This is a genomic window from Lachnospiraceae bacterium JLR.KK002, from assembly GCA_036941025.1.
Lineage (GTDB): Bacteria > Bacillota > Clostridia > Lachnospirales > Lachnospiraceae > Petralouisia.
In genome coordinates this window covers 1,539,971-1,566,158 of sequence record JAYMNP010000001.1, presented here as the reverse complement: position 1 = coordinate 1,566,158, position 26,188 = coordinate 1,539,971, and the positions used below count along the sequence as shown (strand labels likewise).

Annotated in this window: 27 protein-coding genes; 21 read left to right on the top strand and 6 right to left on the bottom strand. The window is 48.8% G+C overall.

Translation table 11 applies throughout. From position 1 onward, the window contains the following. Window positions 1–61 precede the first annotated feature (61 nt). The 4 genes from VSQ32_07615 to nagB are packed head-to-tail and all read right to left on the bottom strand — an operon-like array spanning window position 62 to window position 3,759. Window positions 62–919, bottom strand: coding sequence for a MurR/RpiR family transcriptional regulator (locus tag VSQ32_07615; GenBank protein ID MEH2942731.1), 858 nt, complete (start codon window positions 917–919; stop codon window positions 62–64). Between the two features lie 22 nt (window positions 920–941). Next, complete coding sequence (locus VSQ32_07610) at window positions 942–1,829, bottom strand: ROK family protein (protein MEH2942730.1); 888 nt, start codon at window positions 1,827–1,829, stop codon at window positions 942–944. Between the two features lie 29 nt (window positions 1,830–1,858). Next, window positions 1,859–3,004 (bottom strand): N-acetylglucosamine-6-phosphate deacetylase, encoded by a 1,146-nt coding sequence (nagA, locus tag VSQ32_07605; GenBank protein MEH2942729.1) that lies wholly within the window; start codon window positions 3,002–3,004, stop codon window positions 1,859–1,861. A 17-nt stretch (window positions 3,005–3,021) separates the two neighbouring features. After that, window positions 3,022–3,759 carry a glucosamine-6-phosphate deaminase gene (nagB, locus tag VSQ32_07600; protein MEH2942728.1) on the bottom strand — a complete coding sequence of 246 codons (738 nt, stop codon included), beginning with the start codon at window positions 3,757–3,759 and terminating at the stop codon, window positions 3,022–3,024. A gap of 249 nt (window positions 3,760–4,008) precedes the next feature. Here nagB and VSQ32_07595 point away from each other — a divergent pair, with 249 nt between their 5' ends. The 11 genes from VSQ32_07595 to VSQ32_07545 all read left to right on the top strand — a co-directional run bounded on the left by VSQ32_07595 (window position 4,009) and on the right by VSQ32_07545 (window position 15,020). After that, window positions 4,009–5,391, top strand: coding sequence for an extracellular solute-binding protein (locus VSQ32_07595; GenBank protein ID MEH2942727.1), 1,383 nt, complete (start codon window positions 4,009–4,011; stop codon window positions 5,389–5,391). A 270-nt stretch (window positions 5,392–5,661) separates the two neighbouring features. Then, window positions 5,662–6,558 (top strand): sugar ABC transporter permease, encoded by an 897-nt coding sequence (locus VSQ32_07590; protein MEH2942726.1) that lies wholly within the window; start codon window positions 5,662–5,664, stop codon window positions 6,556–6,558. Window positions 6,559–6,574: 16 nt separating this feature from the next. Next, window positions 6,575–7,477 (top strand): carbohydrate ABC transporter permease, encoded by a 903-nt coding sequence (locus VSQ32_07585; GenBank protein ID MEH2942725.1) that lies wholly within the window; start codon window positions 6,575–6,577, stop codon window positions 7,475–7,477. Window positions 7,478–7,524: 47 nt separating this feature from the next. Beyond that, window positions 7,525–7,977, top strand: a complete 453-nt coding sequence (locus VSQ32_07580; protein MEH2942724.1) for a YhcH/YjgK/YiaL family protein — start codon at window positions 7,525–7,527, stop codon at window positions 7,975–7,977. Between the two features lie 41 nt (window positions 7,978–8,018). Next, on the top strand, window positions 8,019–8,939 hold the full coding sequence (locus VSQ32_07575) for a dihydrodipicolinate synthase family protein (GenBank protein ID MEH2942723.1): 921 nt from the start codon (window positions 8,019–8,021) through the stop codon (window positions 8,937–8,939). 97 nt (window positions 8,940–9,036) lie between these two features. Further along, window positions 9,037–9,741, top strand: coding sequence for an N-acetylmannosamine-6-phosphate 2-epimerase (locus VSQ32_07570; protein ID MEH2942722.1), 705 nt, complete (start codon window positions 9,037–9,039; stop codon window positions 9,739–9,741). After that, the gene (locus VSQ32_07565) at window positions 9,738–10,391 is read left to right on the top strand and encodes an SGNH/GDSL hydrolase family protein (protein ID MEH2942721.1); all 654 of its coding nucleotides are present in this window, start codon (window positions 9,738–9,740) and stop codon (window positions 10,389–10,391) included. Before VSQ32_07570 ends, VSQ32_07565 begins: the two co-directional genes overlap by 4 nt. A 346-nt stretch (window positions 10,392–10,737) precedes the next feature. Next, window positions 10,738–11,187 carry an Hsp20/alpha crystallin family protein gene (locus VSQ32_07560; protein MEH2942720.1) on the top strand — a complete coding sequence of 150 codons (450 nt, stop codon included), beginning with the start codon at window positions 10,738–10,740 and terminating at the stop codon, window positions 11,185–11,187. Window positions 11,188–11,516: 329 nt separating this feature from the next. Further along, window positions 11,517–11,681: a hypothetical protein gene (locus VSQ32_07555; protein ID MEH2942719.1), complete on the top strand. Its 165-nt coding sequence runs from the start codon at window positions 11,517–11,519 to the stop codon at window positions 11,679–11,681. Between the two features lie 21 nt (window positions 11,682–11,702). Next, a complete protein-coding gene (gene gltX, locus VSQ32_07550) occupies window positions 11,703–13,163 on the top strand; it encodes a glutamate--tRNA ligase (GenBank protein ID MEH2942718.1) in 1,461 nt (486 codons plus the stop codon). Window positions 13,164–13,166: 3 nt separating this feature from the next. Beyond that, window positions 13,167–15,020, top strand: coding sequence for an ATP-dependent helicase (locus VSQ32_07545; protein ID MEH2942717.1), 1,854 nt, complete (start codon window positions 13,167–13,169; stop codon window positions 15,018–15,020). Between the two features lie 63 nt (window positions 15,021–15,083). Here VSQ32_07545 and VSQ32_07540 read toward each other — a convergent pair whose 3' ends face one another. Both VSQ32_07540 and VSQ32_07535 read right to left on the bottom strand, forming a co-directional pair. After that, window positions 15,084–15,425: a DUF1292 domain-containing protein gene (locus VSQ32_07540; protein MEH2942716.1), complete on the bottom strand. Its 342-nt coding sequence runs from the start codon at window positions 15,423–15,425 to the stop codon at window positions 15,084–15,086. A gap of 40 nt (window positions 15,426–15,465) precedes the next feature. Then, on the bottom strand, window positions 15,466–16,560 hold the full coding sequence (locus VSQ32_07535) for an HD-GYP domain-containing protein (GenBank protein MEH2942715.1): 1,095 nt from the start codon (window positions 16,558–16,560) through the stop codon (window positions 15,466–15,468). A gap of 217 nt (window positions 16,561–16,777) precedes the next feature. On the opposite strand from VSQ32_07535, the gene acpP reads away from it, so the two are divergent. The 10 genes from acpP to VSQ32_07485 all read left to right on the top strand — a co-directional run bounded on the left by acpP (window position 16,778) and on the right by VSQ32_07485 (window position 26,145). Beyond that, a complete protein-coding gene (gene acpP, locus VSQ32_07530; GenBank protein ID MEH2942714.1) occupies window positions 16,778–17,008 on the top strand; it encodes an acyl carrier protein in 231 nt (76 codons plus the stop codon). A 12-nt stretch (window positions 17,009–17,020) separates the two neighbouring features. Continuing rightward, window positions 17,021–17,953, top strand: a complete 933-nt coding sequence (gene fabK / locus VSQ32_07525; protein ID MEH2942713.1) for an enoyl-[acyl-carrier-protein] reductase FabK — start codon at window positions 17,021–17,023, stop codon at window positions 17,951–17,953. After that, window positions 17,950–18,879 carry an ACP S-malonyltransferase gene (gene fabD / locus VSQ32_07520; protein ID MEH2942712.1) on the top strand — a complete coding sequence of 310 codons (930 nt, stop codon included), beginning with the start codon at window positions 17,950–17,952 and terminating at the stop codon, window positions 18,877–18,879. The genes fabK and fabD overlap by 4 nt, the downstream gene beginning before the upstream one ends. 30 nt (window positions 18,880–18,909) lie before the next feature. Then, complete coding sequence (gene fabG / locus VSQ32_07515) at window positions 18,910–19,653, top strand: 3-oxoacyl-[acyl-carrier-protein] reductase (protein MEH2942711.1); 744 nt, start codon at window positions 18,910–18,912, stop codon at window positions 19,651–19,653. Between the two features lie 89 nt (window positions 19,654–19,742). Further along, entirely contained in the window at window positions 19,743–20,987 is a 1,245-nt protein-coding gene (gene fabF / locus VSQ32_07510; protein MEH2942710.1) for a beta-ketoacyl-ACP synthase II, read from the top strand. A 46-nt stretch (window positions 20,988–21,033) separates the two neighbouring features. After that, window positions 21,034–21,489 carry an acetyl-CoA carboxylase biotin carboxyl carrier protein gene (accB, locus tag VSQ32_07505; GenBank protein MEH2942709.1) on the top strand — a complete coding sequence of 152 codons (456 nt, stop codon included), beginning with the start codon at window positions 21,034–21,036 and terminating at the stop codon, window positions 21,487–21,489. A gap of 29 nt (window positions 21,490–21,518) precedes the next feature. After that, window positions 21,519–21,947, top strand: a complete 429-nt coding sequence (fabZ, locus tag VSQ32_07500) for a 3-hydroxyacyl-ACP dehydratase FabZ (GenBank protein ID MEH2942708.1) — start codon at window positions 21,519–21,521, stop codon at window positions 21,945–21,947. Between the two features lie 46 nt (window positions 21,948–21,993). Continuing rightward, window positions 21,994–23,337 (top strand): acetyl-CoA carboxylase biotin carboxylase subunit, encoded by a 1,344-nt coding sequence (locus VSQ32_07495; GenBank protein ID MEH2942707.1) that lies wholly within the window; start codon window positions 21,994–21,996, stop codon window positions 23,335–23,337. 49 nt (window positions 23,338–23,386) lie between these two features. Further along, window positions 23,387–25,072: an acetyl-CoA carboxylase carboxyltransferase subunit alpha gene (locus tag VSQ32_07490; protein ID MEH2942706.1), complete on the top strand. Its 1,686-nt coding sequence runs from the start codon at window positions 23,387–23,389 to the stop codon at window positions 25,070–25,072. A 2-nt stretch (window positions 25,073–25,074) separates the two neighbouring features. Next, window positions 25,075–26,145, top strand: a complete 1,071-nt coding sequence (locus VSQ32_07485; GenBank protein MEH2942705.1) for a nitronate monooxygenase family protein — start codon at window positions 25,075–25,077, stop codon at window positions 26,143–26,145. Window positions 26,146–26,188 lie beyond the last annotated feature (43 nt).

Below are 26,188 nucleotides of genomic sequence, written 5' to 3'. Positions count from 1 at the left end.
CCTATAAGATAAAGCCTTCCGGGCGGGATGTGCAAGCGCATTCTTTTTTATGTTCTTTCTTTTACAGCAGTTTCCTGGTTATGGCTTCCGCAGTGGCAGTTCTGGCTGCGGCAAACAGCTCCGGATTGCGTTTACAGAATACATAAAAAAGGCATTCAATCAGGAAAAGCTGTCCCACTTTGGCGGCCACAGACCCGGACTGGAGCGGACTTTCGTTATAACCGCAGAGCAGGATTACATCTGCAAATTCTGCTGCACGGGATTTGGGAAAGTGGGTAATCAGTATAATGGGTATGTTTCTGGTTTTGGCAATACTCATAATGTCTTCCATATCTTTGGTGGAGCCGGAATAGGAAAAAAACAAAATTGCATCCCTGGAGGTTGCCAGCGCAATATTCATGGCCTGCATATGGGAGTCTGAAATATGGATAAAACGTGAGGAGGCTGTGGAAAAGCGCGCCCAGGCTTCCATGGCCATAACCATGCTGCCTCCCTGGCCCAGACAGAATATCCGGTCTGCGCAGGAGAGCAGATCCACGGCTTTTGACACATCTCTTTCATCCAGAAGTTCCAGCGTTTCATTCAGGGAAAGTACATTGGAAGCGTGCAGCTTGTGAAAAACGCTGTTCATTGTATCTTCCGAGGTAATGGTCTCCGGGGAGTCGGAAGGATCCCCCAAATCGGTGACATAAGCTGCTTTTGCCAGCGCCAGTTTAAAATCATTGTACCCGGACAGTCCCAGACCGTGGCAGAAACGGGTGATAGAGGCTTCGGAAACGCCGCTGTTTTCTGCCAGTGTGGAAATGGAAAGGTACTGGGCCCTGGAAGTGTTGGTAAAAATATAGTCTGCCAGCTTTTTGCCGGAGCGTGTGAGGGAATGATACTGTTCCGTGATGTATTCCAGAATATTGCCGTTCAAAATATCGCCTCCTTGGGGGTGGTCAGGGGGAGAAGCCGTCCAGGACAGCAGCCCCCAGCATACCTGCCTGATTGCCCAGTTCTGCTTTTCTGATTTGAATATGGCGGAAGCTGGGTATCAGATTCCGATACAGTTTTTCCTGTACCTGCTGCAGTACGAAGGACTGCTCCATTACACCGCCTCCCAGAATCGCGCAGGATGGGTTGAGGGTATGGACAATGGAAATCAGGCCATATACAATTTCCATAATCCAACGGTCAATTACCTGCTGGACCGGCGGTTCCTGCCGGCGTTCAAATATGGCTCTTCCATTGGAAAGGGCAGGATCCAGCTCCATGGCAGCCTTTACCAGGGCGGTGGTGGAAGCATAACGCTCATAACATCCGGAAAAAATATCTGATTCCGGATTCCTGTCCTGAGGATGGACGATAATTCCTCCGAATTCTCCGGCGGAACAACTGCATCCGGAGCAGAGAGTTCCATTGATGAAAATGGCGCCGCCCACGCCGGTTCCGTAAGTCAGACAGACGAAATCTTTCTGCCCGCGTCCCGCTCCGAATACAGCCTCTCCGATGGCTGCCGCATTCACATCATTCTGCACAGCGGCGGGAACCTGGAATTCCTGTTCCATAATATCTTTTAACATGGTTCCGGTGTAGCCCGGAATATTTTCATTGGCGTAAATAATGCAGCCTTTGTCCGGGTCTACCTGTCCGGCAGTGCTGATACCGATTTTTTCAAAAGAATATGTCTTCTTATATTTCCGAATAATTTCCATGGCCCGGTTTACCACATGAGGGCCGCCTTTTGCGGCTTCTGTGGCTGTTTCACGGATTTCGGATAAAGCTCCGTTCTGATACAGGCCGGATTTGATGGCAGTGCCGCCGATATCAAGTACCATTGTGGACATACTGAGTCCTCCTTGTGTGTTCGCATATTTTAATATACGGATACGCCCCTGTGAATGACCTGTTTCAGAGCAAGGGTTTCGTCCAGCAGGGCCAGGTTGGCGTATTTGCCTGGCGTCAGGCTGCCGTAGTCTTTCCAGAGTCCAATGGCTTTTATCGGATTGGCAGCCGCACATTTCACTGCGCTTTCCAGAGGGATATCCATGTCTTTCACAGCAGTGCGCAGGCAGTCCATCAGGTTTGTCACAGAGCCGGCAATCGTACCGTCCTCAAGTACAGCCAGATTGCCGCTGACTTTTACGGTCTGGCCGCCCAGATCGTAGGAACCGTCTTCCATGCCGGCAGCCCGCATACTGTCGCTGATTAAGATAATTCTGTCATCACTGAACAGTTTGAACGTGGCGCGGACCACGGAAGGATGGATGTGCACACCGTCGCAGATCAGTTCCGCCATACAGTGTTCCTGTTCCACAGCAGCTCCGATGGGGCCGGGAGCCCGGTGGGTGAGGGGAGGCATGGCGTTGTACGTGTGGGTAAGCTGTGAAGCGCCCAGAGAAAATGCCTCTCTGGCCGTCTCATAATCAGCAGTGGTATGGGCCAGAGAAATATTGATGGTTCCGCTGTTCTGGCGGATAAATTCCATGGCGCCTTCTGTTTCCGGCGCTACTACAACGGTGCGGATACAGCCTCCGGAAATATCCTGCAGGCGTTTCAGCATGGCAGTATCGGCCCGATGGATGTAAGCCGCATTCTGAGCGCCCTTTTTTTCCAGACTGATAAAGGGGCCTTCCATATACAGTCCGCAGAAATCTGCACCGTCCGGACAGGAGAAGTCCCTGGCTGCCTGACAGATCTGAGAAAGGACTTCCTCAGACATGGTCATGGTGGCAGGAGTGATGGAAGTAACTCCCTGGCGCAGTTCGTACCGGGCAATGGTACGGAATGCTTCGGTGGTTCCGTCACAGCAGTCCCTGCCCATGCAGCCATGGAAATGAATATCCGTCAGTCCGGGAATCACATAGCTGCCGCAGGCGTCCGTAACGGTTTCTTCCCCCGGCGCAGCCTGATATTCTTCTTCCGATACCATTCGGTCGCCGCAGATATAAACAGTTCCGAGAGAAAATACACCTTCCTCCTGAAATACCTGTCCGTGGATAATTTTGTGTTTTACAGTCATAATGGTCTGCCTTTCTGTTATAAGATATCGGGACACTGCGACAGGGCTCCCTCATCGGCCACCAGAGTTACATTGCTGTGGAACTGCAGGATGGAAGCGGGAACCTGAGGCGTTACCGGGCCGAAAAATGCAGTTTTTACAATTTCAGCTTTGTCCTCTCCGGAAACCAGCACCAGAATACTGCGGGCGGACATAATGGTCTGTATACCCATGGTATATGCCTGGCGGGGTACGTCTTTTTCAGACGCGAAAAACCGCATGTTTGCCTGAATGGTCCGTTCGGATAAAGTTACGCAGTGGGTTTCTTTGGCAAAGGAAGTATCCGGCTCATTGAAACCGATATGGCCGTTGTGCCCAAGCCCCAGAAGCTGGAGATCCACGCCTCCCACAGAATGGATGATTTCATTGTAATTTCTGCAGGCGGCGTCGCTGTCGGCTTCCGTACCGTCCGGCAGGAAAGTTCTGCTCTTGTCAATATTTACCTTTTCAAACAGATGCTTGTTCATAAAGTAAAAGTAGCTCTGGTCGTTGTGGCGGGGAAGCCCTTTGTACTCATCCAGATTTACGGTAGTGATTTCCGAAAAATCCAGATCCCCCTGATTGTACCATTCCACAAGCTGGCGGTAGGTGCCAATCGGCGTGGAACCGGTGGCCAGGCCCAGGACACAGTTCGGTTTCGTAATAATCTGTGCGGAAATAATGTTAGCCGCTTTGCGGCTCATGGCGTCATAGTCTTTTGTTCTGTAAATTCTCATGATAACCCCCATTTGATTTTGAAAACAGGTGAAAAGTTTATAAGTATCTGCCGCCATTATACCATACCTGTCACGTTCTTTCAATGAAATAGATAAAAAAATGTTAGAAATTTTCAAAATTAAAATAAAATGAAAAATATTTTCAAAAATCTATTGACAAATGGTGCGACTAACTATATTATGAAATTACAAAATACATAACATGAGCTACCTGAGATAAAGGTCATGTGTAAAAAAGGAGGATGAATTATGAAGTATCGTAAAATCCTGGCACTGGCGTTAAGCTGTGTGATGGCGTTTTCTGTTGCAGCCTGCGGAAGCAACGGCGGAAACAACAAGAAAGAAGACACCACTCAGAAGGAAGACAGCAGTGACCAGAAGGAAGACAGCAGCCAGGCGGATGACAGCGAAGGCGACGAGGGTGCTGCAGCGTCCGGAGACAGCACAGACATTACACTGTGGACATATCCCATTGGAAACTGGGGAGATTCCGCTACCGTGGACGGTCTGATTGCAAACTTTAACAAGGCTCATCCGGACATCAATGTAACTGTGGAATATCTGGACTATACCAATGGCGACGACCAGATTAACACTGCCATTGAAGGAGGAAAAGCACCGGATCTTGTAATGGAAGGACCGGAACGTCTGGTGGCAAACTGGGGAGCAAAAGGGCTGATGGTAGACCTTTCCGATTTGTGGACAGACGAAGCCAAAGAAGCAATTTATGATTCTGTGGAAAATGCATGTCAGAACAATGACGGTGTATTCTATGAATACCCCCTGTGTATGACTGCACATACCATGGCAATCAACAAAGACATCTTTGAGAAAGCAGACGCACTCCAGTATCTGGATGCGGAAAAAGGAACCTGGACAACTGAGAACTTCCAGAAAGCGGTAGAAGCAGTTGCAGCTTCCGGCCAGACACAGGTTGGAGCAGTTTACTGCGGCGGCCAGGGCGGCGACCAGGGAACACGTGCACTGATTAACAACCTGTATGGCGGAACCTTTACCAATCCGGAGCATACGGAATATACCGCAGGCAGTGATGAAAATATCAAGGCACTGGAACTGTTAAGCGGAATGGAAGGAATTACCTTTGACGCATCAATTCAGGGCGGCGATGAAATCAACCTGTTCTGCAATGGTACGCTGGCAATGGCATTCTGCTGGAACGTATCTCAGGAAAAGAACAATGCGGAAAATCTCAGCTTTGATGTTCTGCCCATGGCATTCCCCACAGAGAGCGGCGACCCGCAGCTTTGCGGCGGTATCTGGGGATTCGGTATTTTTGACAACGGCGATGCAGCTAAGATTGAAGCAGCAAAAACCTTTATTGACTTTATGGCAAATGACGAAACACAGGTTGTGGAAAGTGTAAAAGCATCCAGCTACTGGCCGGTAAAAGACCTGGGCAATATCTATGAAGGCGATGAGCTGATGACAGAGTATTCCAAATTCATCCCGTTTATGGGCGACTACTATCAGGTTGTCGGCGGATGGGCAGAAGCACGTACCGCATGGTGGAATATGCTGCAGAAGATTGGAACAGGGACCGATGTGAAAGAAGCGGTAGATGAATTTGTAAGTACCGCCAATGCAGCAGCAGCGGCCGGCGCGGCAGAATAGGAAGCAGTGCAGAGATTCTGATATTTTGAATGGAATTTGCGCCCCTTCCCGAAGAGTGAATATCTGAGGGAAGGGGTGTTTTTTATCTTAACAGGTAAGACCTTGTCACGCTAAATCATGAAAGTGTCTTTCCTGTAAGATAAAAACAAAGATGCACACGCAAATGCAAAGGAAATATGTCGCCAGGGCGACGCATTTGCGGCGCAGAATTTCGTAAAACGAAATTCTTTTTTATAAAATTTTGAAGGATGTGGAAAGGGGGAACTTTTAATGAAAAAGAAGAATCCCATGAGCAGGGCGCTGGTGCGCCGGGAAACAATCGCAGGCTATGCCTTTATGATTCCCAGCCTGATTTTCTTTCTGGGCTTTGTCATTTATCCTATGGTACAGTGCGTATTTACCAGTTTTTTTGATTCGACCATGAATCGCGCGGATGTTTTTGTAGGGCTTGCCAATTACAAAGAACTGTTTCAGGATGAAATTTTTATGGGGGCATTGAAAAATACCTTTATCATCGTGATTGTTTCCGTTCCGGTTACCTGTATTTTCTCTCTTTGGGTAAGTTCCGTTATCTATGATTTAAAAGGGCCGGTATGTTCGGCGTTTCGCTGTATCTTTTATCTTCCGGTGGTAACGGGCTCTGTTGCGGTAACGGTGGTATGGAAATGGATGTTCAATAACTATTACGGTATCTTTAACTATGTGGGAACCAGTACGGGACTGTTAAAACAGAATATTAACTGGCTGGGAGATGAAAGATTTGCTCTTGGGTGCATTATCCTGATTCTTCTCACCACCTCTGTGGGCCAGCCCATCGTGCTGTACGTATCGGCGCTGAACAATGTGGACCAGTCTCTGGTAGAAGCTGCCGAAGTGGACGGCGCCACGAAAATGCAGTGTTTCTGGAAAATCAAATGGCCCCAGATTATGCCCACCACGTTGTACATACTGGTTATTACAACCATCAACAGTTTCCAGTGTTTTGCACTGATTCAGCTTCTGACCAGCGGCGGGCCGAACCACAGCACTGATACCATTATGTATTACATTTATTACAATGCATTTAAACTGTATCGTTACGGTTATGGAAATGCCATGGGTGTAATCCTGGCAATTATCATCGCAGTTCTTTCCGCCGTACAGTTTAAGATGGCCAAATCAGAATAAGGGAGGAGGATGTATTATGGATAAAAAATTAAACCGGACCGGCGGATACAAAGTGGTTTCCGTGATTATTATCGCGATTTTTGCTCTTGCATTTGCATTTCCTCTTTACTGGATTATTACAGGCTCCTTTAAAACACCTGCCGCCATCAATTCCACAACACCTCAGTGGTGGCCTCAGGAATGGGTTATGGATAATTATCAGAAACTGTTCAGCCGTCAGGTAGCGCCTCTGTGGGAGATTCACATTCCCTTTACAGATACCAGCTTCGCAGGGCCGGAGGTACCGGCAGCCATGCGCTGGCTTCTGAACACCGTGTTTATGGCCGTGGCGTCCATGATTCTTACCTGTATTACCGCGGCTATGGCGGGATATGCGCTGGCAAAGAAACGTTTTGTGGGACGCACCATCATGTTTTCACTGATTGTGTGCGCCATGGCGCTGCCGAAACAGGTAATTCTGATTCCGTTGCTGCGGGAAATGTCTTCTCTGGAACTTTATAACACCATCTGGGCGGTAATTTTCCCAATTGTGGGATGGCCCTTCGGCGTATTCCTGATGAAGCAGTTTGCGGAAGGCATACCGGGAGAAATGATGGAAGCGGCCAGAATTGACGGGGCAGGAGAGTGGAAAACCTTCTATACCATTGCCCTTCCCCTGATTAAGCCGGGAATCGGCGCGCTGGCAATTTTCACCTTTATCAATTCATGGAACGATTACTTTATGCAGTTGATTATGCTGAGCAGTACCGATACACTGACCATTTCTCTTGGTATCGCCAAGCTGCAGGCAGAAAATGCCACGGACTTCGGGCTGATTATGGCGGGCGCATCCCTGGCGGCTATTCCGATTATTATCGTATTCCTGGTGTTCCAGAAATACTTTACAAAAGGAATTACCATGGGTGCGGTAAAAGGATAGAAGTCCAGAGAGAACGCAGGACGATTGGAAGGACAGGGGGCGACGTATTGATTTATACAGAACTGGACAGTCTGAAACGCTATCTTGGACTGGGAAAATGTCTGGACAGGGCCATTGAGTATCTGTGCAGCCATCCGCTGGAAGAACTGGACACGGGCCACTATGAGATTGACGGTAATCTGATTTATCTGAACGTGTTTGAATACGAGACCATTCCGGAGGAACAGGCATTTTTTGAAGCCCACGAAAGGTATGCGGATATCCACATAACCATCACCGGAGAAGAACTGGTGGGTGTTTCGGAGCTTTCCGCAGTTACAGTAAAATCTTTGAATAAAGAAGCAGATCTTATGGAAGTTGGAGGTGCGGTGGAGCACTATATGCATCTGAAACCGGGAAAGGTACTGATTACCCTGCCGGAGGATGCCCATAAAGTGAAACTTGCGGTCAAAGAACCCTCCAAAGTAAAAAAGGCAGTAGTGAAAGTATATACAGGATAGGTTGACAGTTGACAGAACAGCTTTGAGGAGTGAGGGAAAAAATGAAAAATACAGAAAAATATCAGGGAATCATCCCGGCATTTTATGCCTGCTACGATGAACATGGCAATATAGACGGAGAGCGGGTGGAACTTTTAACCAGATATATGGTCAGAAAAGGTGTGAAAGGCGTCTATGTGGGCGGTTCCTCCGGAGAATGCATTTACCAGAGCGTCGCAGACCGGAAACTGACGCTGGAACACGTGATGAAAGCAGCAGAAGGAAAACTGACAGTAATTGCCCACGTTGCCTGCAACAACACAGCGGACAGCCGGGAACTTGCAGCACATGCGGAAAGCCTTGGAGCAGACGCCATTGCGGCAATTCCTCCCATTTATTTCCATCTGCCGGAATATGCCATTGCGGAATACTGGAATGATATCTCTGCCGGGGCGCCCAATACGGATTTTGTCATCTACAATATTCCCCAGCTTGCAGGCGTTGCACTGACCATGCCCCTGTTTCGGGAAATGAGGAAAAATCCGCGGGTAGCTGCAGTAAAGAACAGCTCCATGCCTGTTCAGGACATTCAGATGTTCAAGGCAGAAGGCGGAGAAGATTTTGTGGTGTTTAACGGACCTGATGAACAGCTTGTTTCCGGTCTTGCCATCGGGGCGGACGGAGGAATCGGCGGTACCTATGGAGTTATGCCGGAGCTTTATCTGAAAATAGAAGAACTGGTGAAAGCAGGAAATCTGGAAGAAGCCAGAAAGGTGCAGTATGCGGCAAACGAAGTGATTTATGCCATGTGCGCCTGCCATGGAAACATGTACGGCGTAATTAAGGAAATTCTGAAAATCCGGGAGGGGCTGGATTTGGGCGGTGTAAGGAAACCCCTTCCGTCCCTGATTCCGGAAGATGCAGAGCAGGTCAGAACGTGTGTGGCTCTGATTGACAAGGCAATGGAACAGTACTGCCGGTAGATATGTATACAACTGCGCACGGGATGTCAGGCAACATTCCGTGCGCAGAAGCATTTGGATTAAAAATGCAGAAACAGTGAGTCAGGAGGAAACAGCAGTGAAAAAAGAAGAAATTTTTGAAAAAATAAAAGGAAAAGTGATTGTATCCTGTCAGGCAGTGCCGGGAGAACCTCTGTATGTGGAGGAAAAATCCATTATGTATCTGATGGCCAGGGCTGCAAAACAGGCCGGAACACCGGCCATCCGTACCAGCAGCATCCGGGATGTGCTGGCCATCAAAGAAGAAACCGGGCTTCCGGTCATTGGGCTGATTAAAGTACAGTATGAAGGATTTGAGAGTTATATCACCCCGACCATGAAAGAAGTGGACGAACTGGTGGAAGCCGGCTCGGACGTCATTGCCCTGGACTGTACGGAGCAGAAGCGGGGAGACGGAAAAACGGTCAGTGAATTTATCCGGGAAGTCCGGGAAAAATATCCGGAAGCTGTTCTGATGGCAGATATTTCCACCTATGAAGAAGGGGTAAATGCCTGGAAGCTGGGCATGGACCTTGTAGGAACCACCATGAGCGGTTATACTTCCTACACACCGAAACTTCCGGGACCGGATTATGAACTGGTTCGGAAACTGTCTGATACCCTGGATATTCCGGTCATTGGAGAAGGAAGGGTGCATAGTCCCCGGCAGGCGGTGGAAATGCTGGAAGCCGGAGCCTTTGCAGTAGTGGTAGGCGGTGCAATTACAAGACCTCTTGAGATTGCTCAGCGGTTTATCCAGGCAGTGGAAGGAAGGCAGGCATGATAAAACATATTGTTTGTTTTGGGGATTCCAATACCCATGGTTACTGTGCCCGGACAGGAGGAAGGTTTGGAGAAGAGCAGCGGTGGACCTGTCTTCTTCAGAACAAACTGGGGGAAGAGTATCTTATTATAGAAGAAGGATTAAGCGGACGTACCACCTGCTTTTCAGACCCCATACATGAAGGATTGAACGGGCTGGAGTATATTTATCCCTGTCTGATGAGCCATGAACCTGTGGATTTGCTGGTAATTATGCTTGGAACCAATGATACGAAAGAGCGGTTCGGTTCTTCCGCTGCCTGCATCGCCCTGGGGCTGAAGCGGCTGGTGGAAAAAGCCATTGCGACGGTGGACTGCTGGCGCGGAGGAAAGGCAAATATCCTGATTGTGACTCCTCAGAATATTCACCGGAATTATGCCCATACGGAAATTGCGGAAACCATGGGGAGCGGATGTGCAGAAAAATCAGAGAAACTGGCGGAAGAATTTCGGAAAATAGCGGAACTGACGGGATGCCATTATCTGGACGGAAATAAGGTAATTTCGGCTGAACCCAATGACATTGATTATATGCACCTGACTGAGGAAGGACACCGGCAGTTTGCAGAAGCCCTTGCAGAAGAAATTGTAACAATTACGGAAACGTCCTGAAGGACTGACGGAGAAAAGGAGGAAAACCATATCATTTATCCATTCAGGAGTAAGCGTGCCCATGTCAGATATCGGGAGAAAAAAGAATCCATCGTCGGTTAGCAGGCGGTGGATTCTTTTCTGGCAGAAATCAGTAACAGGGCAGCTCGTCTGAACTGTTACTGAAATCACAAAATTTTCACACAATTTTAGCACTCACCTATTGACAGTGCTAATAAATAGTGTTATATTACATATAGAACAAAACAGAGGCAGCCGGAAGAACAGAAAAACCTGCTTTTGTTTTGGAATAAAAGAACAGTAATCACAAATAATAAACAGAAGTATCTGTAAGGAGGAAGGACCTATGTTAGTACCCAGTATTTTTAATAACAGTCTCAGCAATGATTTTTTCGGTGATTCTTTTGACCATATGTTCCGGGATGCATTCCGCTCGCCCTTTGAACGGGGCAACAGCCTTGCATGTATGTCTACCGATATACAGGATTTGGGTGACAGATATCAGATGGAAGTAGAGCTGCCGGGATATGAGAAGAAAGATTTGAAGGCAGATTTGAAGGACGGATATCTGACCATTTCCGCAGAGCGCAATGAGAGTAAGGAAGAAAAAGACGATAAGGGCAGATTTGTACGCCGGGAGCGCTACATGGGAAGCTGCCAGAGAAGTTTCTTTGTGGGAAAGAACGTAACACAGGAAGATATTCATGCCAGCTTTGAAAACGGGGTTTTAAAACTTGTATTTCCGAAGAAGGAAGCTCCCGCAGTGGAGGACAAAAAGTATATTACAATTAAATAAATCTGCATTTGATAAAATATTGTAGAATCCTGATTTAACAGACCACATTTCTTTTGCCATAGAAGAAATGCGGTCTGTTTTATTTTTTGTAACAGTTCAGCCCAGGACTTTGCGCTTGCTGCAAAGTCCGTGAGAATGTGTAGTGGTTGAGAAGAATCTGGCCTCTTTGCCGAAGGCAAACCGGAACAGGCCGGATTCAGTAACTATGAAGCCGAAGGCTGAATAGTTACAAATTTTTTTATTTTCTTGCAGGAAACCCTTTTTATTGGAGTAAAATCGTTGTATAATACTTTATTGAGCGCCAGTAATCAGGAAAGGAGAAAACAGAAATGGATATGGAGATTAAGGAAGAAGATTTGCGGGAGATGTTCGAGGTTTCCAAACAGGAACTGGAAAAAGGATTCAGGGAAAAAGACCTGGGGGCCATTCATGACGCGGCAGTGGGTCTGGCAGAAATTACCTATATGCTGGATTTTTTTAATGTGGAAATATAACAGGAATATAAAGGAGAAAACATGAGCAAAGTGAGAACAAGATATGCGCCGAGCCCAACCGGGAAAATGCATGTGGGTAACCTTCGTTCCGCACTGTATGAATTTTTGATTGCAAAACATGCGGGCGGAGAATTTATGCTCCGGATTGAGGACACGGACCAGGAGCGTTTTGTGGAAGGAGCCACGGAGATTATTTACCGCACCATGGAGCAGGCAGGGCTTGTCCATGATGAAGGCCCGGACAGAGACGGGGGATTCGGCCCCTATGTCCAGAGCGAGCGGATGAAAACAGGAATTTATATGAAATATGCGGAGGAACTGGTGAAAAAGGGCGAGGCATATTACTGTTTCTGTGACAGAGAGCGTCTGGAATCTCTGAAAACAGAGATTGTGGAAGGCAAGGAAATCATGATGTATGACAAGCACTGCCTGTCTCTGTCAGAAGAAGAAGTAAAAGGGAATCTGGCAGCCGGAAAGCCCTTTGTGATTCGTCAGAATATTCCCAGGGAAGGGACCACCACCTTTCACGATGAACTGTACGGAGACATTACTGTGGAAAATGCGGAACTGGATGATATGATTTTAATCAAGTCGGACGGATACCCTACCTATAATTTTGCAAATGTGGTGGACGACCATACCATGCATATCACCCATGTGGTGAGGGGAAATGAATATCTGTCCTCCGCACCCAAGTATCAGCGGCTGTATGATGCTTTTGGATGGGAGTCCCCGGTATATATCCATCTGCCCCTGATTACCGACGAAAATCACAAAAAGCTGTCCAAACGAAGCGGCCATGCCTCTTTTGAAGAACTGCTGGAGCAGGGTTTTATCCCGGAAGCAGTGGTGAATTTTATTGCCCTTTTGGGCTGGAGCCCTGAGGAAAACAGAGAAATCTTTTCTCTGGAAGAACTGATACGGGATTTTGATTACCGCAGAATAAGCAAGTCTCCGGCAGTGTTCGATATGGTCAAATTAAAATGGATGAACGGGGAATATCTGAAAGCCATGGAGTTTGACCGGTTTTATGAACTGGCAGAGCCTTACCTGAAAGAGTCGGTTCATAAACCTTATGATTTGAAGAAGATTGCGGCTATGGTAAAGACCAGAATCGAAGTTTTTCCGGATATTGCGGAACATGTGGATTTCTTTGACGCCGTACCGGAATATGAAATTTCCATGTATGCCCATAAGAAAATGAAAACCACCCCGGAATCTTCGCTGGAGGTGCTGCGGGAGCTTCTGCCCGTTTTTGAAAAGCAGGAGGACTATTCCAATGACGCCCTGTACGATACTCTCTGCGGATATGTGAAAGAAAAAGGCTGCAAGAACGGATATGCCATGTGGCCCGTGCGCACTGCGGTTTCCGGAAAGCAGATGACGCCGGGAGGAGCTACGGAGCTTATGGAGGTTCTGGGCAGAGAGGAATCAGTGGCAAGGATTCAGGCAGCCATTGCAAGACTGGAAAAGGAATTATAATCTATGAGTCTGAACAAATCTCAGACCCAGGCAGTCAGACATACCGCCGGACCGCTGCTTGTACTGGCAGGTCCGGGGTCTGGCAAGACCAGGGTTATCACGGAGCGGACAAAATACCTGATTACAAATCAGCACGCAGACCCGTCCCATATTCTCGTAATCACATTTACCAGAGCGGCAGCAACAGAAATGAAGGAACGGTTTTACCGTCTCACAGGCGGGAAAAAGTATCCGGTTACGTTCGGAACCTTTCACGCCGTCTTTTTTCATATTCTCAAACACGCCTATGGATTTCACGCAGGGAATATTATCCGGGAAGAACAACGTTTTCAGTTTATGGGGGATATTATACGGCATATGCATCTGGAATATGAAGACGAAAAAGAATTTATGGGGGATTTGCTGGGAGAAATCAGTCTGATGAAAAATACCGGAATTGCTCTGGAGCATTATTATTCCAAAACATGCGCCAAAGAAATTTTTGAGCAGATTTACCGGAACTATGACGACAGGATGAAGCAGCACCGCCTGATTGATTTCGACGATATGCTGGTGTACTGTTATGAACTGTTCGACCAGAGGAAGGATATTCTGTCAGCCTGGCAGCGGAAATATCAGTATATTTTAATTGATGAGTTTCAGGATATCAACAAACTTCAGTTCGATATCGTGAAAATGCTGGCGCTGCCGGAAAATAATCTGTTTGTGGTAGGAGACGACGATCAGTCCATTTACAGGTTCCGGGGTGCAAAACCGGAACTGATGCTGGGATTTACACAGGTATATCCGGAGGCCGGGCAGGTGCTTCTTGATGTAAATTACCGCTCTGGAAAATCCATTGTAGATGCATCCCGGCGGCTGATTTCCCATAATACCCGGCGGTTTGAAAAAAACCTTCAGTCCGGCGGAAATCAGGATGCCACAGTACAGTATTACCTCTGGGAAAATCAGCAGGAGGAGGGAAAAGGGGTGGTTGAACAGATTTTACAGGATGTGAAAGCCGGGTACGGTTACAATGATATGGCGGTTCTGTTCCGCACCAATACCCAGCCCCGCATCTTTATGTCCCGGCTTATGGCGTACAACATTCCTTTCCGCACCAGAGATAATATTCCGAATCTTTATGAGCACTGGATAACCAGAGATATTCTGACTTACATACGTCTTGGGCAGGGAAGCCGGAGCCGGAAGGACATGCTTCAGATTATGAACCGGCCCAACCGGTATATCACCAGAGACAGTCTGCCGGAAGACACGGTGGCGTTTGACGTGTGGGCAGATTATTTTTATGAGAAAAAGCAGCACTGGGTTGCAGAACGGATTGAACAGTTAGAAGCGGATTTGCGTGTTTTAAGCAGAATCGGGCCTTATGCTGCCATCAATTATATCCGAATGGGAATCGGATATGAGGAATTTCTGGAGGCTTATGCGCAATACCGCAGAATCAGCGGAGAGCATTTGCTGGAAGTGCTGGATGAACTTCAGGGCGGTGCCAGACAATTTTCCTCTTATGAGGAGTGGTTTGACCATATGGAGGAATATACGAAGGAACTGCAGCGGCAGAAACAGCAGCAGGAACTGCTGACAGACTGCGTTTCTCTGGCCACCCTGCACAGTGCCAAAGGGCTGGAGTACGAAAAAGTACATATCCTGGATGTGAATGAAGAACTGATGCCTTATAAGAAAGCTGTTCTGGATATGGAGCTGGAGGAGGAACGCAGAATGTTCTATGTGGGAGTTACCAGAGCCAGAAAAGAACTCTGTATTCACAGTGTCAGGAACTACAATGGCAGGGAACTGGATGTTTCCCGGTTTCTGGAAGAAATGCAGCCGGAAGAATCTTCCCGGACTTCTTAAAATGAAAAACATGCGGCATAAGTTATGAATTGCTCTGTCATAACTTATGCCGCATGGCCTCTGTCAGTCTTCACCCAGGAGAGAATCCCATTCTGCTTCATCCAGAAGTTCGTCAAACCGGTCGGTGACTGCCTCGTATTCGTTGTCATCTTCGATATTTTCCAGAGAAGGATTGCCGTCGTCATCTTCGTGATAACGGTAAATGAACACTTCTCCTTCTTCATTGTCATTGCCGTCTTTGTCCAGCGGGAGAAGTACAATGTAATCCTGGTCTTCCAGTTCAAAAATCGTAAGAATTCTGCATTCCACTTCGGAATCGTCGTCCAGAGACAGAGTCACAAGTATGTCGGAATCATCGTCTTCCATTCCGTCAGTTTCGGGGCTGGTGTTGGGCTTTTCACTCATAATTTACCTCTTTTCTTTTACTTTCCCTGTAAAGTTGCTGCTATATAATTGCCTGAATATAAAGTTCCGGATGTCTGGACAAATCCAGATATTTCTCTGCCGGAGTGCTGATGACCGGCCGGGACAGATACTGTTTGTTAATGAGGATGATTTTGCCGGAGGAACCATCGTTTAACAGCACCGTGTTGCCAATATAGGTATTGATAATATTCGTCAGGAAAGGAAGCAGATACGCAGACTCATATCGTTCAAAGCCTTTGCGCTCAAAAGTGGCAATCACTTCAAAGGGACAGATTCCCTTCCGGTAACAGCGGTTGCAGGTCATGGCGTCGTATACATCGGCGATGGCGATGATTTTGGCAAAGTCGGCGATGGCATTTCCTTTCAGCCCGGAAGGGTAGCCGGAACCATCGCAGCGTTCATGGTGCATGAGAACCGCGGAGCGGACCCGTTCGTCCAGATTGAAATCGGCAAGAATCTCCATGCCGTACCGGGGATGCTGTTTTACCTGTCTGAATTCTGCCGGAGTCAGCGTATCGGGCTTGGAAAGAATGTTCGGGTCAACTTTGCACTTTCCGATATCGTGCAGCAAACCGGCCAGAGTCAGAATTTCCAGATCTTCATCGGAAAATGAAAGCCATTTACCCATCATACGGCTGATAATGGCCACATTGATACTGTGGGCATAAGTGGTGTCGTCAATCTGGCGCATGTTGTGCAGCATATCAAAAACAGAAAGAGATGTGAGGTGGTCGGTATACAGGCTGCTGATTTGCTCCAGAAGGGCGCCTGAGTCAAGAACCTCGGTTTTATTTATCAGATTTTGAAAAGAATTCTCCAGAAATTTGGTTTTTTTGGAGTAATCGACCTTAAACATGTGGAACTTCCGGCTCCGTTTTACTTTCTGGGAATAAGATTCCGTATCGTTATCCTGGGCAAAATCTTCCACAGAAGCATCGGTAATGTCTTTTTCCGGGATAATCTGGACGTTCTCAATTCCGTAGAACTCCAGATAGGAAATTCTCTGGGTAGTCATCACCGTACGGGCAGGAAACAGAAGCTGGCCTGTCTTACTGTAAACAGGAGCAGCAGTAACCATTCCTGCGGACAAATCTCTGGTTGCTAATTTTATCATTACCATTTCCCCCTTTATCCTGTTAGCAGTGAGAACGCCGGTTACAGAGTCCGGACTGTTCTCTCCTTAATAGAATATCATATGCAGGGAAAAATTTCTACCGTCAAATTGGAAAGTTATCAGAAATCTGAACAGATAAAAAACAGGATTGACAAAGAAAATTTTTGTGCTATACTTTGAATATCAAAATATTTGAAAATTAAAAGGAGAATGAAAGATGTTAGAGAGAATAAAAGAACTGATTGCTGAGCAGTTAAACACAGAAGCAGGAAAGATTACACCGGAAGATTCCTTCAAGGACGACCTGGGAGCAGACTCCCTGGACTTATTTGAGCTGGTGATGGCACTGGAAGACGAATATTCCGTGGAAATCCCTTCAGAGGATCTGGAGAAACTGGCGACTGTGGGAGATGTGGCAGAGTATCTGAAAGAAAAAGGCGTGGAATAAGAGGTGTGGCAATTGAAGACAGAGATTACAGAGCTGTTACAGATAGAAGTACCCATCATCCAGGGCGGTATGGCCTGGGTGGCAGAACATCATCTGGCGGCCGCTGTGTCGGCGGCCGGAGGACTTGGCATTATCGGCGCTGCAAACGCACCGGCAGACTGGGTGCGGGGAGAAATCCGCAAAGCCAGAGAACAGACAGACCGGCCCATCGGGGTAAATGTAATGCTTTTAAGCCCTTATGCGGATGAGGTGGCGCAGGTACTTGCGGAAGAAAAAGTTCCGGTGATTACCACCGGCGCCGGGAATCCGGGAAAATACATGGAAATCTGGAAAGAGGCCGGGAGTAAAGTGATTCCGGTGGTAGCCAGCGTGGCACTGGCCAGAATGATGGAGCGCGGCGGTGCGGATGCAGTGATTGCAGAGGGAACCGAGTCCGGCGGCCATATTGGAGCCGCCACCACCATGACGCTGGTGCCCCAGGTTGTGGATGCGGTGAAAATTCCGGTGATTGCAGCCGGAGGAATCGGAGACGGAAGAGGCATTGCGGCAGCCTTTATGCTGGGCGCTCAGGCAGTGCAGATTGGAACCCGGTTTGTGGTGGCAGAGGAATCCATCTGCCATCCAAATTACAAAGAGCGGATTATCAGGGCAAAGGATATTGATTCCGCAGTGACCGGAAGAAGCCATGGACACCCTATCCGCCAGCTCCGCAATCAGATGACCAGAGATTACATACAGAAGGAGCAGGAGGGAGTCCCCTTTGAAGAACTGGAACTGCTCGCCGCAGGCTCTCTGCGGAATGCGGTGATAGACGGGGATGTAAAACACGGGACTGTAATGGCAGGCCAGATTGCAGGACTGATTAAGAAAGAACAGAGCTGCCGGGAAATGATAGAGGAAATGATGGAAGAAGCCGCAGCTTTGATGCAGGGGGCAGGAAAATGAGAAAAATTGCATTTGTATTTCCGGGACAGGGCGCCCAGTATACCGGAATGGGCAGGGATTTTTATGAAAATTATGACAGGGCGAAGGAAGTGTTTGCCATTGCCGGAAAAGTGTCCGGCATGTCCATGGAGGAGCTGATCTTCCGGGAAAATGAGAAGCTGCACGTTACGGAATATACACAGGTTGCCATGCTTACCGTAGAACTTGCAATATTGAAAGTGCTGGAAGAACAGGGGGTTTCCTCTTCTGTAAATGCAGGTTTAAGTCTGGGCGAATATGCGGCCCTGACTGCTTCTGGCGGACTGTCGGTACATGACGCTCTGAAACTGATTGTAAAGCGGGGCAGGCTGATGCAGGAGGCAGTGCCCGCAGGCGGAGCCATGATGGCGGTTATGGGCGCAGACAGCAGTCTGGTGGAAAAAATCTGTGAGAAGACAAAAGGGATTGTATCCGTAGCCAATTACAACTGTCCCGGACAGATTGTGATTACCGGACAGGAACAGGCTGTGAAGCAGGCGGCGAAAAACCTGCAGGAAGCAGGAGCGAAACGGTGTATCCCTCTGAACGTCAGCGGACCGTTTCATTCCGAATTACTGGCGGAAGCAGGAAAGAAGCTGGCGGCAGAACTGGAAAAGGTGGAAATCAGAGAATTGAAAACGCCTTATATTTCCAATGTGACCGCCGGTTCTGTCAGTGATAAAGATGAAGTGAAGGGGCTGCTGGAGAAGCAGATTTTCGCTCCGGTGCGCTGGCAGCAGAGCGTGGAACTTATGGTGTCGGAGGGTGTGGATACGTTTATTGAAATCGGTCCCAAAAAGACCCTTTCCGGATTCCTGAAAAAAATTGCGCCCCATGTGGACAGTTATCATGTGGAAACGGTGGAAGACATGGAGCGGCTGCTGGAAATGCTGCGGACAGAAGGATGAGGACAGACAGAAAGGCAGGAGGGAACCCATATGAAATTAGCAGGACAGACAGCTCTGGTAACAGGAGGCTCCCGCGGGATTGGCAGGGCCATTGCAAAAGCGCTGGCTGCCGAAGGAGCCCATGTGGTGATAAATTATAATGGCTCTCAGGAACAGGCAGAGCAGACCAGAGCGGAAATTCAGGCCGCAGGAGGGAGCGCGTCGCTGTTTCAGTGCAGCGTGGCAGATCCGGAGGCTGTGGAGCAGATGATAAAGCAGGTGGTGTCAGAATATAAACGTCTCGATATTCTGGTAAACAACGCAGGAATTACCAGAGATAACCTGATTCTGAAAATGACAGAAGCAGAGTTTGACGAAGTGCTGGACACGAATTTAAAAGGGGTGTTCCATACCTGTAAGCATGGGGCCAGGCAAATGCTGCGCCAGAAATCTGGCAGTATTGTGAATATTTCTTCCATTTCCGGAATTATGGGAAATGCGGGACAGACCAACTATGCGGCTTCCAAGGCCGGGATTATCGGACTGACCAAATCCCTGGCCAGAGAGCTTGCATCCAGAGAAATCCGCGTCAATGCAGTTGCACCTGGATTTATTGAAACGGAGATGACGGAAAAACTGCCGGAAGCAGCAGTGGAAGCCGGAAAAGCCCAGATTCCTTTCCGGAGGTTCGGAACAGCGGAAGAAGTGGCAAAGGTGGTCTGCTTCCTGGCCTCTGAAGACGCCTCTTATCTGACCGGGCAGGTCATCCAGGCAGACGGCGGCATGGGAATGTAGGAGAAGATGAAAGAAATAAAAGAAATGAAAGAGATGGAAATGAACCGGATGGAGATGAACAAAGACAGATAGAAATGGAAGGAGACGGAATGAAACGAGTTGTAGTAACCGGAATGGGCGCCATTACCCCCATCGGGCTGAATACGGAAGAATTCTGGGACAGTTTAAAAGCGGGAAAAACAGGATTTGGTGAGATTACACAGTTTGATACCGCAGATTTTAAAGTAAAGGTGGCTGCCAGCGTCAGAGGATTCGAAGGAAAGAATTATATGGATGTAAAATCTGCAAAGCGCATGGAGCTGTTCTGCCAGTATGCGGTGGCTGCGGCAAAAGAAGCGCTGGAACAGTCCGGCATTCAGATGGAGCAGGAAGACCCGTACCGGGTGGGATGTGCCATTGGCTCCGGTGTGGGAAGCCTTCAGGCCCTGGAGAGGGAACATAAGCGTCTGCTGGAAAAGGGGCCGGGCAGAATCAATCCCCTGCTGGTGCCTCTGATGATTACCAATATGGCCGCCGGAAATGTTTCCATTCAGTTCGGTCTGAAAGGAAAAAGTATCAATGTGGTGACAGCCTGCGCCACGGGCACCCACTCCATTGGAGAAGCATTCCGCACCATACAGGTGGGAGATGCGGATGTGATGGTGGCCGGAGGAACGGAAAGCGCCATTACCCCCATTGGAATCGGCGGATTTACCGCGCTGACCGCATTGTCATCCAGCAACGATGTGAACCGCTGCTCCATTCCTTTTGATAAAGAGCGCAGCGGATTCGTCATGGGAGAAGGAGCCGGCGTCGTGGTTCTGGAGGAACTGGAACATGCCAGAGCACGGGGGGCGGCCATTCTGGCGGAAGTAGCGGGCTATGGCGCAACCAGCGACGCCTTCCACATTACTTCTCCGGCGGAAGACGGTATGGGAGCGGCCATGGCCATGAAGCAGGCCATGGCAGACGCGGGGATTGCACCGGAACAGGTGGAATACATCAATGCCCACGGAACCAGTACCCATCACAATGATCTGTTTGAGACCAGAGCCATCAAACAGGCTTTTGGAGCCTATGCGTATGAACTGGACATCAATTCCACCAAGTCCATGATCGGACATCTGCTGGGAGCAGCCGGGGCGGTGGAAGTGATTGCATGTATTCTGCAGATGCGGCATGAATATATCCATGCCACAGTGGGACTGCAGGAGTCAGAAGCAGAACTTGATTTGAATTACATGAAGAATAACGGAAAAGACCGGAAGTTTCAGTATGCCTTAACAAATTCTCTGGGATTTGGCGGGCACAACGCCAGCCTGATTCTGAAAAAATTCAGTCAGCAGGATTCCTGAAAAGGAAATGGTAAATGAGCGAAAAACAGGGAGTGGAGACAGCAGCATGGAATTTGATAATCTTGTAAAACTGATTCAGACAGTTTCGGAGTCTGAACTGACCCGTTTTTCCTATGAGGAAAAAGGGATTGTGATTTCAATGAAAAAAGAAAAGCAGCAGACACTGGTTGCAGTGGATGCAAAAGCAGGCGGAGCCAGAGCAGCAGAGGTTCCAGAGGCGGAAGCTGTTTCCGCCGGGAGCAGGCCTTCCGATATTTCCTCCGAAGGAAATATTGTGAAATCTCCGCTGGTTGGGACGTTTTACAGCGGGCCGGAGCCGGAGGCAGAGCCTTTTGTGAAAGTAGGGGACCATGTATCCAGAGGCCAGACCCTTGGAATTGTGGAAGCCATGAAACTGATGAATGAAATTGAAAGCGACTATGAGGGCGTGGTAAAGCAGATTCTGGTATCCAACGAGGATGTGATAGAATTTGGCCAGCCGCTGTTTGTAATCGGCAGATAAAACAGGAAGGAAAGACAGGAGGAACTGTGATGTCACTTATGGGAACCAGAGAGATTATGGAAATTATTCCTCACCGGCAGCCTTTTCTGCTGCTGGATACCATAGAGGAACTGGAGCCGGGAATACGCGCACTGGGGAAAAAATGCGTTACTTATAACGAGCCTTTTTTCGCAGGGCATTTTCCGGGAGAACCGGTGATGCCGGGGGTACTGATTGTGGAAGCTCTGGCACAGACCGGCGCGGTGGCCATTTTAAGCCAGCCGGATTTTCAGGGAAAAACCGCATATTTCGGGGCCATTAATAAGGCCCGGTTCAAACAGAAAGTGGTGCCGGGAGATGTACTGATGCTGGAAGTTGAAATTGTGAAACAGAAAGGGCCGGTGGGCATCGGGAATGCAAAAGCCACGGTAAACGGCAAAACCGCCGTGGCAGTGGAACTGACATTTGCCATTGGATAACAGCCGGATATAAGATATTAGCATAAAAGTTAAAGGAGCATTTTATATGTTTCAGAAAATATTGATTGCCAACAGGGGAGAAATTGCAGTGCGTATTATCCGTGCCTGCCGGGAGATGGGAATTCTCTCTGTGGCAGTATACTCAGAGGCAGACCGGGAAGCGCTGCATACCCAGCTTGCAGACCAGGCGGTCTGCATTGGAAAAGCCTCCCCGGCGGACAGCTATCTGAATATGGAGCGCATTTTAAGCGCGGCAATTGCCACAAAAGCCCAGGCCATCCATCCTGGGTTTGGCTTTTTGTCCGAAAATGAACATTTTGCGGATATGTGCGAAACATGCGGTATTTCATTTATCGGCCCCTCCGGAGATATGATAGGGAAAATGGGAAACAAATCCCAGGCCAGGGCAACCATGATGGACGCCGGGATTCCGGTGGTGCCGGGGCCAGGAGAGTCGGTATATGAGGCGGAGCAGGGGCTGGAAATCGCAGAGAAAACAGGATTTCCTGTGATGATTAAAGCATCCTCCGGAGGCGGCGGGAAAGGTATGCGTGTGGCTTCGGACCGGGAAGGGTTTGTCCAGGCTTTTCAGCTGGCCCAGCAGGAATCCGTCAGCGGGTTCGGCGACAATACCATGTATATCGAAAAATATATGGAGGAGCCCAGGCATATTGAAATCCAGATTCTGGCGGATAAATACGGTACCGTGCTCTGGCTGGGAGAACGGGATTGCTCCATTCAGAGACGCCACCAGAAACTGCTGGAAGAATCGCCCGGTGCGGCCATAGATGAGGATTTGCGGGAACGTATGGGGAACACAGCTGTGCTTGCAGCCAGGGCCGTGGGGTATGAGAATGCGGGAACCGTTGAATTCCTGCTGGATAAAGAGAAAAATTTTTATTTTATGGAAATGAATACCAGAATTCAGGTGGAACATCCTGTGACGGAAATGGTGACAGGGGTGGATCTGGTGAAAGAACAGATTCGGATTGCGGCAGGAGAGAAACTGAAGCTAAGGCAGGAGGATATTACGCTGAGAGGCCATGCCATTGAATGCCGCATTAACGCGGAGAATCCGGAGCAGAATTTTATGCCCTGTCCGGGAACGGTAAAAGATCTGCATTTTCCCGGAGGAAACGGTGTGAGAATTGAATCGGCCCTCTATAACGGATATACCATTCCGTCTTACTATGATTCCATGGTGGCGAAAGTAATTGTCCACGGGGAAGACCGGGCGGACGCTATTCGGAAAATGCGCAGCGCCCTTGGAGAAGTGGTGGTGGACGGAATTACTACCAATCTGGATTTTCAGTATGATATTCTGAATCATCCGGTTTTTCAGTCCGGGAATGTCAATACAGGTTTTATACAGAAATATTTCGATAAATAAAATTAAAATTTAATAAAATCAGGAATAAATAAAAGGAGGCGGGTGACAAATGCTGAAATTCAAGAAAACCGGAACGGTTCTGATGTCCGAAAAAGAACCATCGGTACCGGAAGGCCTCTGGATAAAATGTGACGGATGCGGAGAACTTCTCTACAAAGAAGATGTGCGGCAGAACCATTACGTGTGCTATAAATGCGGAAAATATTTCCGGATTACCACGAAAAAACGTCTGAGAATGGTGGTGGATAAAGGGACTTATGAAAAGTGGGACGAAGGGCTGGAACAGAAAGACCCGTTACATTATCCGGATTATCAGAGTAAAATCCGGTCTCTGCAGGAAAAACTGAACATTGACGAGGCAGTTACCTGCGGCGCGGGTAACATCCACGGGGAACGGGCAGTAATCTGTGTCTGTGACGGAAGGTTTCTCATGGGCAGCATGGGAGCTGTCACAGGAGAAAAAATCACCAGGGCTGTGGAGCGTGCCACCAGAGAAAAACTTCCGGTGATTATTTTTACCTGTTCCGGCGGCGCCAGAATGCAGGAAGGTATGGTATCTCTCATGCAGATGGCCAAAACCTCCGGGGCCCTGAAACGCCATGCAAAGGCAGGACTTCTCTATATTTCCGTACTGACGGACCCCACCACCGGAGGGGTAACCGCCAGCTTTGCCATGCTGGGAGATGTGATTCTGGCTGAACCGGGGGCTCTGGTGGGATTTGCAGGGCCCAGGGTTATAGAGCAGACCATCCGGCAGAAGCTGCCCGAAGGATTTCAGCGGGCGGAATTTCTGCTGGAACACGGCCTGATTGACGGAATTGTGGAGCGGGAAGAACTGAAAGACACCCTTGCCAGGCTCATTGTCATGCACCGGCAGGTGGAGCCAAAAGAAGGGCTAATCCCAAATCGGAGAAAAAAAACGGAAATCCAGGAAGAAAGCCGTTCCCAGGAAAAAGTATCTGCCTGGGAGCGGGTACAGCGGGCCAGGGCTCAGGACCGTCCCGGTGCAATGGATTATATAAGGGAAATTTTTAAGGATTTTCTGGAACTCCACGGAGACCGCCATTTTGCAGACGACGGAGCTGTTGTGGGCGGAATCGGGTATTTCGACGGGTGTCCTGTAACTGTGATTGGGCAGCAGAAAGGGAAAACCACCAAAGAGAATATCACCCGTAATTTCGGAATGCCTTCCCCGGAGGGCTATCGGAAAGCATTGCGTCTGATGAAACAGGCGGAAAAATTCCGACGTCCCATTATCTGCTTTGTGGATACGCCAGGAGCTTTCTGCGGCATGGAAGCGGAAGAGCGGGGCCAGGGGGAAGCCATCGCCAGAAATCTTTTTGAAATGTCCGATCTGACGGTGCCGGTTTTAAGCATCGTTATCGGCGAAGGAGGCAGCGGCGGCGCTCTGGCGCTGGCAGTGGGCAATGAGGTATGGATGATGGAAAATGCCACCTATACCATTCTGTCCCCGGAGGGATTTGCGTCCATTATGTGGAAAGACGCAGGGAAAGCTCCGAAAGCTGCAGAACGGATGCGGGTGACAGCGGAAGAATTAAAAGAACTTGGAATCATTGAAAAAATCATCCGTGAGCCTCAGCCGGCAAATCCGCAGAATGTTGGGAAAATTGCAGAGGCAATGCAGGAGGAAATCCGCAGATTTCTTCATCAGTATCTGCCTATGGAACAGGAGGAGCTGGCAGGACAGCGGTATGAAAGATTTCGGAGGATGTAACCATGAGCAGAACATTGAAAATCGGTGAACTGGAAGTGCCCGTTCCTGTGATTCAGGGAGGTATGGGCGTGGGCGTCAGCCTGTCCGGGCTGGCAGGAGCAGTGGCCGGATGCGGCGGTGTGGGCGTTATTTCCGCAGCCCAGATTGGATATCAGGAACCGGGGTTTGACCAGTCCCCCATTGAGACTAATCTGAAAGCCATTGAAAAACATGTCCGTCAGGCCAGAGAACTGGCAAAGGGAGGCGTAATAGGCGTAAACATTATGGTGGCAACCAGAAAATACGGGGAATATGTGCAGGCCGCAGTGAAGGCGGGCGCGGATCTGATTATCTCCGGCGCAGGGCTTCCCGTTAATCTGCCCTCTCTGGTGGAGGGAGCCGGAACGAAGATAGCCCCCATTGTGTCCTCGGTGAAATCAGCTTCCGTTATCTGTAAATTATGGGACAGAAAGTACCGGCGCTGTCCGGATCTTGTGGTCATTGAAGGCCCCAAAGCCGGAGGCCATCTGGGCTTTTCCGAAGAAGAACTGGAAACCATTACGGATGCATCCTATGAACAGGAAATACAGGGCATTATGGAAGTGGTTCAGACATACGACAAAAAGTACGGGCGTCATATTCCGGTGGTGTCCGCAGGAGGAATTTACGAAGGAAAGGATTTGCGTCATGCACTGGAGCTGGGCCTGGACGGGGTACAGGCGGCTACCCGGTTTGTCACCACTTATGAATGCGACGCTGCAAAAGAATATAAACAGGCCTATATACAGGCGGAAAAAGAGGACATTCAGATTGTCAGAAGCCCCGTGGGAATGCCGGGACGGGCCATCCGCAATGCATTTGTCGTTCAGTCTGAAAAAGACCGGCCGGAGGAACGCCGGAAAAACCCCCGGAGCTGCCGTCAGTGTCTGGAAAACTGCAATCCCGCTGAGATTCCCTACTGTATTACGGAAGCTCTTATAAATGCGGTAAAAGGCAATCTGGAGCAGGGACTGATTTTCTGCGGTGAAAATGCCTGGCGGGCCCGGAAACTGGAGCATGTGTCAGAAATCATGAAAGAATTTGCAAATGCGTAAAAAGTAAAACTCCCGGAAAAAGCCCTTTCCAAATCTTTGAGAA